Source organism: Longimonas sp. (genome assembly GCF_046498435.1).
Lineage (GTDB): Bacteria > Bacteroidota > Rhodothermia > Rhodothermales > Salinibacteraceae > Longimonas.
Window position 1 is genome coordinate 1 of record NZ_JAWOAR010000146.1, and the last position, 12,112, is coordinate 12,112.

General features: G+C 61.3%; 9 protein-coding genes. 3 read left to right on the forward strand and 6 right to left on the reverse strand.

Features of this window, described 5'->3' with window-relative positions:
• The 3 genes from R6U20_RS05355 to R6U20_RS05365 all read right to left on the reverse strand — a co-directional run.
• The coding region (locus R6U20_RS05355) for a CarD family transcriptional regulator (RefSeq protein ID WP_410336832.1) at nt 1-1,829 on the reverse strand (1,829 nt) is incomplete at its 3' end.
• 493 nt (nt 1,830-2,322) lie between these two features.
• Entirely contained in the window at nt 2,323-3,288 is a 966-nt protein-coding gene (murQ, locus tag R6U20_RS05360) for an N-acetylmuramic acid 6-phosphate etherase (RefSeq protein ID WP_410336833.1), read from the reverse strand.
• 59 nt (nt 3,289-3,347) lie between these two features.
• Nucleotides 3,348-6,131 carry a CHAT domain-containing protein gene (locus R6U20_RS05365; RefSeq protein WP_410336834.1) on the reverse strand — a complete coding sequence of 928 codons (2,784 nt, stop codon included), beginning with the start codon at nt 6,129-6,131 and terminating at the stop codon, nt 3,348-3,350.
• A 78-nt stretch (nt 6,132-6,209) separates the two neighbouring features.
• On the opposite strand from R6U20_RS05365, the gene R6U20_RS05370 reads away from it, so the two are divergent.
• From R6U20_RS05370 to R6U20_RS05380, 3 genes are all read left to right on the forward strand, one after another.
• Nucleotides 6,210-6,350: a hypothetical protein gene (locus R6U20_RS05370; RefSeq protein WP_410336835.1), complete on the forward strand. Its 141-nt coding sequence runs from the start codon at nt 6,210-6,212 to the stop codon at nt 6,348-6,350.
• Nucleotides 6,351-6,632: 282 nt separating this feature from the next.
• A complete protein-coding gene (recF, locus tag R6U20_RS05375; RefSeq protein WP_410336836.1) occupies nt 6,633-7,820 on the forward strand; it encodes a DNA replication/repair protein RecF in 1,188 nt (395 codons plus the stop codon).
• A 114-nt stretch (nt 7,821-7,934) separates the two neighbouring features.
• Nucleotides 7,935-9,413, forward strand: coding sequence for a M48 family metalloprotease (locus R6U20_RS05380; protein ID WP_410336837.1), 1,479 nt, complete (start codon nt 7,935-7,937; stop codon nt 9,411-9,413).
• 365 nt (nt 9,414-9,778) lie between these two features.
• Here R6U20_RS05380 and R6U20_RS05385 read toward each other — a convergent pair whose 3' ends face one another.
• From R6U20_RS05385 to R6U20_RS05395, 3 genes are read right to left on the reverse strand one after another with little or no spacing between them, the layout of a single operon-like run.
• The gene (locus R6U20_RS05385; protein WP_410336838.1) at nt 9,779-10,234 is read right to left on the reverse strand and encodes an N-acetyltransferase family protein; all 456 of its coding nucleotides are present in this window, start codon (nt 10,232-10,234) and stop codon (nt 9,779-9,781) included.
• Nucleotides 10,235-10,282: 48 nt separating this feature from the next.
• A complete protein-coding gene (locus R6U20_RS05390; RefSeq protein WP_410336839.1) occupies nt 10,283-11,134 on the reverse strand; it encodes an aldo/keto reductase in 852 nt (283 codons plus the stop codon).
• Nucleotides 11,135-11,194: 60 nt separating this feature from the next.
• Nucleotides 11,195-12,088 carry a 1,4-dihydroxy-2-naphthoyl-CoA synthase gene (locus tag R6U20_RS05395; RefSeq protein ID WP_410336840.1) on the reverse strand — a complete coding sequence of 298 codons (894 nt, stop codon included), beginning with the start codon at nt 12,086-12,088 and terminating at the stop codon, nt 11,195-11,197.
• Nucleotides 12,089-12,112: the final 24 nt, after the last annotated feature.

Consider the following 12,112-nt stretch of genomic DNA (forward strand, 5'->3'; position numbering starts at 1 on the left):
TCGGTCTTGCCAAAGCCCACATCGCCGCACACGAGGCGATCCATGGGCACGGGGTCTTCCATGTCGCGCTTCACCTCTTCGGCGGCCTGCGCCTGGTCGGGGGTGTCCTCGAACTCGAAGCTGGCCTCCATCTCCTGCTGCCACACCGTATCCGACGAAAACGCGTAGCCGTTCGAGGCTTTGCGCTTGGCGTAGAGCTCGATCAGGTCGCGCGCAATGTCTTTGACCTTCGACTTGGTGCGCTCTTTGGTGCGCTCCCACTGGCCCGATCCGAGCTTGGTGAGGCGCGGCTGGTGCCCCTCTTTGCCGCTGTACTTGTTCAGCTTGTAGAGGGCGTTCACGTTGACGTAGAGCACGTCGCCATCGGCAAAGTTGAGGCGCACGGCCTCTTGCTGCTTGCCGCGCACGGTAATTTTTTTCATCCCGGCAAAGGTGCCAATGCCGTGGTCGACATGCACCACAAAATCGCCGGGCGAGAGGTTTTCGATGTCGCGCAGACTGAGTCCGCCGGTGCGCTGCTGGCGCCGCCTGGTGGAGGGGCGGTGGTAGCGGTTAAAGATCTGGTGGTCGGTGTAGACCGCGAGGCCGAGCTCCGCGTGCTCGAACCCTTCGTGGAGCGATTCGACCTGCAGGCGGGCGCGACCGTGGTCGATCTCGGTTTCGAGCAGGTCGCGCAGGCGGCGGGCCTGTCCGTGGCTATCGCACAGAATGATCGTGTCGAGGCCGCGCTCGCTGTTCTGTGTTAGGCGCTCGCGCAGCAGATCCATCTCGCTGTTGAAGGAAGGCTGCGGCGCTCCGCCCGCGTCGAGCGTCTCGGTGCCTGCAGGGTCGGTGCCGTGGGTGAACGTGCCAAAGAGCAGGCGCGGGTACTGCTGCAGGTGCTGGCGCAGGGCGTCGGCCGTCAGGAATCGGTCTTCGGGATGCGGAAGGTCGGCGGCGTCGGTCTCATCCGTCGCATCAGCGGGGGCATCCTCGGCCCGGTCGAGCGCTTGTTGATAGCGCGTAATAGCGGTGTCGAAGAGGGCCTCAGCATCCTCAATGAGCCGGTCTTCGTCGAATGTGGCGAGGACCGTGTTGGGGGGGAGGTGCTCCAGAAACGCGACGGCCTGGCGGTCGGCGGACTCACGCTCCAGGTTGGGTACGAGGCGCACCTCGGTGCGCTGGCTTACGGAGCGTTGGGTCTGCACATCGAACTCGCGCAGGCTGTCGATCTCATCCCCAAAGAACTCGATGCGGATGGGGTGGGCGCCCGAGTACGGAAACACATCGAGGATGCCGCCGCGCCGCGCCAGGTCGCCGGGCTGCTCCACGAACTCGGTGTGCGTAAAGCCCTGGTCGATGAGGCGCTCCACCAGCGCGTCGAGCTCCCACGTGTCGCCGATAGCGATTGCGAGAGTGTCGTGGCTTACGTCGGAGGCAGGCGGCACGCGCTCGCTCAGGGCTTCGACGCTGGTTACAACCACGCCCTCGAAGCGGTCGGAGAGCTGCTGCATCACATCGGCGCGGGCCACGAGCGGACTCGAATCGCGGAGGGCGCCGGTGTCGTAGGGCGTGCGGTGCGTGGCCGGAAAGCGCACGATGCCGCGATCGCTGCCCGCAAGGTGCTCCAGGTCGCTCTGCACGTACGCGGCTTCGTCTTCGGTGGGCACCACGCAGCAGAGCGGGCGGCCCGGATCGCTGCGCAGCGCGTGAAGCAGCATGGCTGAGAGGGAGCCGGCGGCGCGCTTCACCTTGAGGGCCGCCGCCGATTCGGCGGTGCGCACCCACGGACGCAGATCGCTAAGGACAGGAGCGGTTTCAACGCGACGAACGAGATCGGAAAGAGCCACAAGACAGCAAGACGTATGGAAGCGAAGCAGGCTGGTTGGAGCCTGCGGTACGATGTAGTGCTACGGTGCGATACAGCAACCGAAACGCGGATTGAGAGATTCGTGTGCATCCGCAAAAAAGGTGTTGGAGATGCGATGGGTAGCGCCTCGGGCTGGGTCGCTGTGCAGCCGAGACAGGGAGTGCGGAGAACCCCACGACCTCTGTTATGCGATTCAGCGATGCAACAGGCTATGTGTGTCGCATCCAAAAAAAACAACAGCTTGCACCCGCCCAACGCGAACGCGCAATGCACTCCAAGCAATGCACCCCAAGCAATGCACTCCAAGCAATGCACTCCAAAACGAAGACGCCCGCCCTGTTATCACCTGCTTGCATCATGGAAAACACGTCCTAAAGAAGGGCGATTATTTGGATCCAAACGCCCACCCGAAACGGCCTTTGTCGCCGCTGAAGGCCGTTTTTGTTCCACGTGAAACGATATAAATCAGCAGGTTACCGCGAAATCAGTGCGTCTTGGATGGCCGGACGGGCGAAGCCGTCCGAGGCGTCCAGCAAGCGCCGGGCCCGAGAGGCATCGACCTCGCCCAGCAGCATAACCAGCGCGGTTTTGACGTGGCCATCGGCGGCCTGCAGGGTGCGTTCGGCGGTGGCGTAGTCGGCATCGGCAGCCATCATGAGGGTGCGGCGCGCGCGCTCTACGAGCTTGGTGCTGGTGCGCTGCAAATCGACCATCATGTTTTCGTAGACGGTGCCGCGCCGAATCATGCTGGCGGTGGTGAGCATGTTCAGCACCATCTTCTGCGCGGTGCCGCTTTTCATGCGGGTGGAGCCCATGATGACTTCGGGCCCCACGATGGGACAGATGGCAATGTCTACCTCGGCGTTCAAGGTAGCGGGTGGGGTGCAGGCCACGTACACGGTCGTGCAGCCCAGCTTGCGGGCATAATCCAGCGCCCCGCCCACAAAGGGTGTGCGTCCGCTGGCGGCGATGCCGCAGACGACATCGCGGGCTGTGCAGTCGATGGATTGCAGGGCCTGTGCACCGTCGTCCGGCTCGTCTTCCGCGCCTTCTTGCGAGCGAAAGACCGCCTCGCGTCCCCCGGCAATGATGCCCTGCACCTGCTCCGGGTCGGTGCCAAAAGTGGGCGGGCACTCCGACGCATCCAGCACACCGAGGCGTCCGCTTGTGCCTGCGCCCACGTACAAGAGGCGTCCGCCTGCCTCGAAAGCGTCGACAATGGCATCGACCGCCTGGGCGATGCGCGGCAGTTCGCGCCGCACCGCAATGGGCACGCGGTGGTCCTCGGTGCTGATGATGTCCAGAATCTCTTGCGTGGAGGCGGTGTCGATGTGCTGCGAGTGCGGATTGCGCTGCTCGGTAGCGCGTGTCTTTAGGTCGTCGGAGAGCGACGCATTATCCGAAGGCGACGCGTTGAGCGAGGAGGAAGAAGCAGGCATGCAGGGCAGAGCCGGTGAATCCAAACAGCAGACGATACGGCGTTAACGATGACGGGCGGCTACGCGGTCCGACGTCGCCATTCGTATGCCCCGAGCACGATTATCCCGAACAGGACGAGCGCGCCGGCATAGCGCCACCAGCGAGGCGGCCCTGAAACTGCGAGTGGGGCGGGCGATCCGTGCAGCATCGTGCCTGCCCAGAAGAACGGACTGCGGTCGGGGTACATGCGCCGATACTGAAGCTGGGCCTGCTGCAAGGCGGCGTCTTTGGGCATCCCTCTGCGCACATGATCGTAGAAGACCTCGTTGAGTGTGACCGCGGCATTGTCGTCAATCGGCCACAGGTTCGAGAGCGTAGCGCGCGCCCCAACGGCACGGAAGGCGTACTGCAAGCTGCGCATGCCTTCGCCTTTATGAAACGCCCCCTGTGCGGTCTCGCAGCCACTGAGGTTGACAAGTGGAATCGACGCGAACTGTCCCTGAAGCTGATGCAGGTAGAGCAGGCCGCTGTCGGTGCTATCGACGGTATCGGAGGGCGAAAGCACGAACGCGTTTTGGAGCGGGATGTGGGGGCTTACGAGCGCATGCGACGACAGATGCAGAATGGTGGTTTTGCCCATCAGGGTATTCAGTGCATTCGGCGTGGCTTCGTTGTTGAGTAGCATGCGTCTGTTCCGGAAGAGATCAGCGACGCGCCGAAGCTCGCGCTCTACTCCGGGCAGCGGTGGCAGGTGGTGGTCTGCGCGCCCACGGCTGCCCCGTAGTGAGCGTGGGCGTACGGCATCGGCCAGGAGCGAGTCGAGCATCACCTCACCGAACTCGGAGCGCCCTAACGCAGCAATATCGAGCGGGCGGCGCTCCGTTTCGGACCCATCGGTAAGAGAAGACAGCGAGAGCTGCCTGGACAGCGGATAGTCGTCAACCAGAAAACGGGCCGACGCGTAGTCGTAGCGGCTTTGCGGCGCCTCAGAAACGAGCATGGCTATCGGAAGCCGAAAGAGCGCTCCGTCGGGGATGACGGTGAGCGAGGCGTCCTCGGGGAGGTGGGGCGCCACGGGAGCAATGACGGCCTGGTACACGTCGTGCAGCGCATGCAGATCGACGTGGGTGCTGCCAATGCCCCCTGTGTTGGGTTGCGTGTCCTCCTGCCCACTGGCAAGCCAGGGGGAGACCGACGCCATTTTTTCGTTCAGGGTCGATTCGTCGACGTCGAGCGGCACGGCGTGGACGGTGTCGGGGGTGATGACGAAGGCGTGGGACTGTGCTGGACGTCCGAAGCGCTCGCTTCCCTCATCGAGCATGTACGATATGGCCACGCGGTTTTGAGCGGCCAGGGTGTCTTGGATGGTGGAAAGGGCGGCCGTCGTGGCTTCGGGTAAGTTGAGCAGTTCCTGGCGCGCAGCGACCGCCTCGGTTTCTTGGCGGCGGAGCTGAATGGCACGCATCGGACTATCGGTGCGGCTCCGTTCAGAACGCAGGGTTTGCAGCACCTGGGTAAGGCTGTCGTACCGTACGCGCTGATCGGGGGCCATGGCGTGGGCCACGTCGGCTTCCAGGCGCAGATCGGCAAGATGACGTGCCCGTGTGCGCTCCAATGTTTGCAGCGCTCCTTTCGGGTTGTTTTGGGCCAGTTGCACACGCGCCAGCCCGCGATACGCGGTCTGCCAGCCGCCGAACGCAGCCGCCGCCCACTCGGTGGCTCGCAGTCCCGAGCGGTAGGCTTCAACAGTTTCAATGGCCTGCCGGTAGTAGGATGCCGCCTCTGCGAGGTCGCCACGCCGTTCGTACAGGGTTCCGATGCGTTGTAAAACGCGGCGGCGGTCTTCGTAGCGGCGTTCGGGCTGCGCCTCAACGGCGCGCAGCAGGTACGGCTCCGCCGCATCAAACTGCCCATCCATCATCAGAAAGCTGCCATGCGTATGTTGCAAGAACGCCAGCGTGCGTGCCGACTCTGCCGCCCGGGCCTCGGCAAGAGCCTCTGTGCTCAATGAAAGCGCCGTGTCGATATCATCCAGATTGGCGTGTGCTTCTGCCAAGGCACTCAAGCGGTTGGCTTGAAACGCCGTGCCAGGATCGGAGACAAGGTCCAAACTCTCGCGCAGATTGGCCGCAACAGACTGCCAGACATCCAGGTTGTCTGCCGCCTCCAGTTCAGCCTGCATGCCCGCGAGCCCGGAAAGAAGATCGGCCCGTATCCGCCGATACGTGTCAGTTTCAGAATCCAGTTGTTCGGTCTGATTCAGGGCCCGTTGATAGGCACGCATCGCAGCATCGCGGTCGCGCATCCGCTGGTACATCAGCGCCAGGTTTTCAGTAAGATTGATGCGTCGCGTAACATGCTCTTCAGGGGTGACCTCAAGCGCTCGAATGTAGCCTTGGGCCGCCTCGGCCAGGTCGCCCGTGTGGTAGTGCAAGAACGCGTAGTAGTGGTGGACGCTTCTAAATCCCGTTGCCGTGATTGTAGACGTGTCGGCAGGAGCCCGTCCGTATTGTTCGAAGAAGGTGCTGAAGGTGGACGTCATAGCCGCAAAGTCGCGACGTTGCGCCTCCACATACGCCTTCTGCGCAATGGTTTCAGCTTTTGCGTTGCCGCTGCATTGCCGATCTGCGCGTTCAAGGATGGCATGGCGCGCATCCAACCGGGAGGCAATGGTATCTGCCTCGCTATACCACGCGTTGGTGAACGACCTTGTGGATAATGAGTCGCTCTGCTCCAATAAGTCATCGCATGAGGCGCTCTCGGGAGACTGTCCGTACAAAGGCGCTGCTACGCATACCGTAAGACAGACAACCACAATAAAGGGCATGCCCCCAAACAACGCATGGGCATAGAGACGACGCATTGCATGAAACAATGAATGCATGTTCACGAATAATACACATATTAGTGAATACAATTATTTCATGCCTTGAGGTCTACCATGGATACCTGGAATAACGCAGTAACCACGCTGGGAGGATGCGTATACGCAGATGGAGGAGACAACGGCGGGCACAGAGATCCCGATGACCCGGATAATGACGATGATACCCTCAAGAACGAAGACGATGACGGAAGCTAACGCCGCCCCATGCCTCATGGGCGTAGTAATGGTGGGTGAGGTTACGTCGGGCCAGAAGGCCCGGGTATCGGGCAATGCCCAGGATTGCGCCCCGCTGGTGGATGCGAAGCGCCGCCTCAAGAGAACACATTGCACGAAAACGTACAAAAGTAGCGCCTGAAAGTCCAGTTGACTGCGTCAATCTTGCTGGAGGAGAGGCGTGCCATCCGCATCTCCTCGAAAACCGGACGCTGCGTGCGTCGTTTAAGGCGTCTCGTTTTCTTGCACGGCTCTCGCCCGCTCATGACCCTCGACTCGCTTCGGATTCGATCCTTTCGTGCCCACAAGCACACCGAAGTGGAGTTCGCTCCGAAGGTGAACGTGCTGGTGGGGGCGAACGGCGTGGGCAAAACCAACACGCTGGAGGCAATCCACTACCTGTGCCTCACCAAAAGCTTTGTCGCGTCGAACGACACGTACGCGGTCCGGCAAGAGGCGCCATACTTTGAGCTGGAGGGCACGTTCACGGGCGTGCGCAGCCGTCCCATGACTGTGAAGCTGGTCTACGTGCCGCATGAGGGTAAGCAGGTGTTCGTAAATGATGCGCCGCTGGATCGCCTGGCCGACATTGTGGGGCAGCTTCCAGTGGTCGTGTTCTCGCCCGAAGATCATGCCCTCACCGCCGAAGGCCCCAACGAGCGCCGCCGGTTCCTGAACAACATCTTGAGTCAGGCACATCCGGCCTACATGAACACGCTCATGAAATACCGCCGCGCGCGCAAGCAGCGTAACGAACTGCTTCGGCAGTACCGCAAGAAGCCCGCGCCGCCGCCCGAGGCGTTGCTGGCGCCGTGGACGCAGAAGCTCGTGCAACTGGGGAGCCAAGTGGTTGCGCGCCGCCAGACCTTTCTGCACACGTTTACCGATTACCTGCAAGATGCGTACATGCGTATCGAAGCGGTGGCCGAGCAGCCGACTATCGAGTACGACACCTTCACCGATCTCTCGACCGATGCACCAGGCGATGCCGAATCCATTGCAGAGGCATTCCGGAAGCGGCTGCACGAAAAGCAAGACCACGAGTACAAGCGCGGCACTACACTCGTAGGCCCGCAGCGCGACGAGCTCATCTTTCGTCTCGATGATCTGGAAGTGCGGCGTTACGCATCGCAGGGGCAGCATCGCACCTTTGCGATGGCGCTGAAGCTCGCCCAGTACTTCTACCTGAGCGATACGCTGGAGCGCCCCCCACTGCTGCTGCTCGACGACGCCTTTGGTAAACTCGACACCGAGCGCACCGACGTGTTCATGCAGCTCTTGCAGTCCGACGCCATTGGGCAGAGCTTTATTACCGCGACCCGAGCCGGGCCCTTCACATCCACCGTCCCATTTGAAACAGCGGCCCACCAACTGCTTCGGGTGGATACAGACGGCGGGGCGGCTTGCGTTCAAGTCAAATCGGCGGAATCGTCGGCGATGCCGTCAACGTAATAGGTTTATGTACATACAAAGAATCGCTTCGTAATCTACCTACGCAACCTGGATCCTATCATGTCGAATCCAATACGCTTTGCTCTGTGGCGTCGTGCGCGCTTACACACGTGGATGCCTGTGCTTTTCCTGGTGCTGGCCATTGCGGCCAGTGGGTGCACTCGCGGCATGAACCCGGTCACGGGGAATACCCGCGCGCTGGGCTATAGCTGGGAGGAAGAGATTGAGTTGGGCCGCGAGGCCGATAAGCAGATCCAGCAGCAGTACGGCGTCTACGACGATGATGAAATTGAGGGGTATGTGGATGAGGTGGCGCGCGAGGTGCTCGCCGAGAGCCATATGCGCCGTTCCGATACGCCCGCGCAGTTTCGCGAAACGGAGTTCACCTTTCGCGTGCTCGACAGCCCTATCGTGAATGCGTTTGCCCTGCCTGCCGGATACATCTACGTGTCGCGCGGACTCCTGGCGCATCTCAATAACGAAGCGCAACTGGCCGTGGTGCTGGGGCACGAAATTGGGCATGTGGCGGCGCGCCATGCCTCGCAACGGGCCGCGCGGCAACAGCTTACACAGATCGGACTCATTGGCGGTGCGGTGCTGGGGCAGTCTGTTCTGGGAGATGATGCAGGAAGCCAGATCTTGAATCTGGGGGGGACCGCCGCCCAGCTTATTTCGCTTAGTTACAGCCGCGGCCATGAGCGGGAATCGGACGCGCTGGGCGTGGAGTACGCAACCCTGGCCGGATATGACGCCGCCGAAGGCAGCGCGTTCTTTACGTCGCTCAAGCGCCAACGTGATCAGAGCGGCCAATCGCTCCCCAACTGGCAGTCCTCGCACCCCGACCCGGGCAACCGCGAGGTACGCGTGCGTGAGCTGGCCGCGGAATGGAGCAGCCGCGTATCCGACGTATCGGCCACCGAACGCAACGAAAACGCGTATCGACAGGCCATTGACGGATTGGTGGTAGGCGAAAATCCGCGCCAGGGCTTCACCGAGAACAACACGTTCTACCATCCCGACCTGGAGTTCCAGTTCCCGGTGCCCAGCAACTTTGACGTGGTGAATCAGGCCCGCCAGGTGGTGCTTGTTGGACCCAACGAAGAAGCGCTCATGGGCCTGACCTTTGCTGAGGAAGATACGCCCGAGGCGGCTGCCCGGTCGTTTGCCTCGCAAGAGGGGCTGGAGGTGCTCGATCAGGGCACGCGGCAGTTTAACGGCATCCGGGCACAGCGCGTGCTCGGCGAGGCTGCCCAGCAAAACGGCGGTACGGTGCGTGTGCTGGCCTACTTCTTTGAGCATGAAGGCGCCTCCCTCATGTTTCAGTCCCTTACAACCGGCGAACAGTATGACAACTACCGCAACACCTTCGTGCGCACGCTCGAAGGCTTTGCCCCCCTTACCGAAAACGACAAACTCAACCGGCAGCCTACGCGGCTTTATCAGCAAGAAACCGATCGGAGCGGCCCGTTCCAATCGTTTGTGGATACCTCGGCGCTGCCTGATGGCATGACGCTCAACGATCTCGCCATTATCAATCAGGTCGAGGAAGACGAGCAGATTGAGGCCGGACAGATGCTCAAGCTCCCACGGTAGTACTCTGTCACACGTCAATGGTTGGGTAGCTCACGCGAATGATTGTCATGGAAAGCCACAAAAGATCCCGGATCAGCGGCGCCAGGGGCGCCTTGCCTGTCCTGAACTCGATTCAGGATCTGGATGACTATAATGTGGGAGTCCATACGTTACCCCATGAATCATCTGTGACACGGCAGTAGTGCTCTGTCACAGGTCAATGGTTGGGTAGCGCAGGCGAGTGATTGTCATGGAAGTCCACAAAAGATCCCGGATCAGCGGCGCCAGGGGCGCCTTGCCTGTCCTGAACTCGATTCAGGATCTGGATGACTATAAAGTGGGAGTCCATGCGTTACCCTATGAATCACCTGTGACACAACAGTAGATCATACTCCTATCTCGTACATCTGATACGCCGTGCGCGCCATGCCCAGCGCCTCATAGGTCGACTGGGCCGAATCGTTCTCGCGTTCCACGTACAGGCGCAGTCCACACACGCCAGATTCATCCTGCGCTTTTGAGCGTACGTGCTCGTACAGCGCTGTAAATACGCCCTGGCGCCGCATTTCTGGACGCACGTACACGCTCTGAATCCACCAGAATGCGCCGTTGCGCCAGTCGCTCCACTCGGTGGTACACATGAGCGCCCCTGCCACGTGGCCACCTTGCTCCGCCACCCAGTAACGCCCTTTCTGCTCATCACGAAGCAGCGCACGAATACCTGATTGGAGCGTCTCCTCGTTGAGTGTTTTATCTTCGGTTTCCTGTGCCATTGCCGCATTGAACGCGACAAGTGTATCCAGATCGTTTAGGGTAGCACGTCGGATGGAGAAAGCAGACATAGGCATGTAGGGCATGATTACACAGGAAGGCGAAAGCGTACCGCACGGTCAAGCGCCTTCAGACCAGGCGGGCGCAAAAGCGGGGTCGATCTGACGTTCGCCGCGCGCTACGTTATGAATTGCCGTCATCTCGTCGTTGCTAAGCGAAAAGTCGAACACATCCAGGTTGCTTATACGGTGCGCCGCGCTGGCCGCTTTCGGAATGGCGGATACGTTCGGCTGCTGCAAAAGCCACCGCAGCGTCACTTGCGCCGCGCTCTTACCGTGTCGGTTAGCAACCGCCTGCAGACGTTCGTCTTGCAGCACGGCCCCACGCGCCAGTGGGCGGTACGCGGTGAACAGGTAGCCGTGCTCGCGAGCGTGCTGGAGCACCGGCTCCTGCGACAGAAACGGATGGTACTCGGCCTGATGCGCAAACAAGGGCGCTTCGTCGGGCAAATGCTCCACGGTTTGGTCGAGCAGCTTCGGCGAGAAGTTGCTCACGCCAATATGCCGCGCCTGCCCCGCTTCATGCACCTCCACAAATGCATCGAGCGTGCGACGCAGCGCATCTACATCGCCATCGAGATGCGCAGGCCAGTGGATGAGCAGCAGGTCTACGTAGTCGGTACCCAGGGCGCGCAGGCTCTCCTTGGTGGTGCGCTTTACGTCAGCAGGCGCAAGGTTGGTGTGCCACACCTTCGTCGTCAGAAAGACGTCCTCGCGTGCCACGGGCGCCTCGGCGATGCCTGCGCCCACCTCGGCCTCGTTCTTGTACATCTGCGCGGTGTCGATGTGGCGGTAGCCCATTGTGAGGGCATGCGCCACGCTCTCGCGGCACGTGTCGCCCGTAATTTTGTACGTGCCCAGTCCCAGCGTCGGGACCTCGCGTCCGTAGATGGTGGTCGTGGTGTCAGCCATAAGAGATTGAATCTATAGGAAGTTGAGGAAAACGGGTGCGTTGTGAGGCTGCGGCTCGCATCAGTAATGCCAGGGGAAGTCGCTGTAGTCCTGGTCGCGCTTTTCGAGGAAGGCGTCGCGGCCCTCCTGGGCCTCGTCGGTGCCATAGGCCAGGCGTGTGGCCTCGCCCGCAAAGAGCTGCTGCCCCACCATCCCGTCGTCAATCGAGTTGAAGGCGTACTTCAGCATCCGAATGGCGGTCGGACTCTTCGTGTTGATCTCTTCGGCCCATTCCAGCGCCGTTGATTCGAGGTCCTCGTGCGGAATCGCCGCGTTGGCCATGCCCATCTCCACCGCCTCTTCAGCCGAGTAGTTGCGTCCTAAGAAAAAGATTTCGCGGGCGCGCTTCTGCCCCACCTGGCGCGCCAGATAGGCTGACCCAAACCCGCCGTCGAAGCTGGCTACATCGGCATCCGTCTGCTTAAAAATGGCATGCTCGGCGCTGGCCAGCGTGAGGTCACACACCACGTGTAGGCTGTGTCCGCCGCCCACGGCCCAGCCGGGGACCACCGCAATCACCACCTTCGGCATGAAGCGGATGAGGCGCTGCACCTCCAGAATGTGTAGACGCCCCAAACGTGCAGGGTCGGTGTCGCCCTCGTCATCGGCATACTTGTAGCCGTCTTTGCCACGAATGCGCTGATCGCCGCCCGAGGAAAACGCCCACTTGCCATGCTTCGGCGAGGGGCCGTTGCCCGTAAGTAGCACCGTGCCTACATCCGATGTCTGGCGCGCGTGGTCGAGGGTGCGGTAGAGTTCATCCACCGTCTGCGGACGAAACGCATTCAGCGAGTCGGGCCGGTCGAATGCAATGCGCACGGTGCCCTGATGGCGGGCACGGTGGTATGTCACATCGGTCAGGTCAAAGCCGTCGACAGGAGCCCACGCCTCATCATCAAACAGATCAGAAACCATAAGAAGTAGCTAAAACATCAATAG

What these genes read in the sequence shown, in the direction of transcription:
- R6U20_RS05385 (WP_410336838.1), bottom strand. Translation starts at nt 10,234, where the DNA reads ATGTCTGCTTTCTCCATCCGACGTGCTACCCTAAACGATCTGGATACA.
- R6U20_RS05390 (WP_410336839.1), bottom strand. Translation starts at nt 11,134, where the DNA reads ATGGCTGACACCACGACCACCATCTACGGACGCGAGGTCCCGACGCTG.
- R6U20_RS05365 (WP_410336834.1), bottom strand. Translation starts at nt 6,131, where the DNA reads ATGCGTCGTCTCTATGCCCATGCGTTGTTTGGGGGCATGCCCTTTATT.
- murQ (WP_410336833.1), bottom strand. Translation starts at nt 3,288, where the DNA reads ATGCCTGCTTCTTCCTCCTCGCTCAACGCGTCGCCTTCGGATAATGCG.
- R6U20_RS05380 (WP_410336837.1), top strand. Translation starts at nt 7,935, where the DNA reads ATGCCTGTGCTTTTCCTGGTGCTGGCCATTGCGGCCAGTGGGTGCACT.
- R6U20_RS05370 (WP_410336835.1), top strand. Translation starts at nt 6,210, where the DNA reads ATGGATACCTGGAATAACGCAGTAACCACGCTGGGAGGATGCGTATAC.
- R6U20_RS05395 (WP_410336840.1), bottom strand. Translation starts at nt 12,088, where the DNA reads ATGGTTTCTGATCTGTTTGATGATGAGGCGTGGGCTCCTGTCGACGGC.
- recF (WP_410336836.1), top strand. Translation starts at nt 6,633, where the DNA reads ATGACCCTCGACTCGCTTCGGATTCGATCCTTTCGTGCCCACAAGCAC.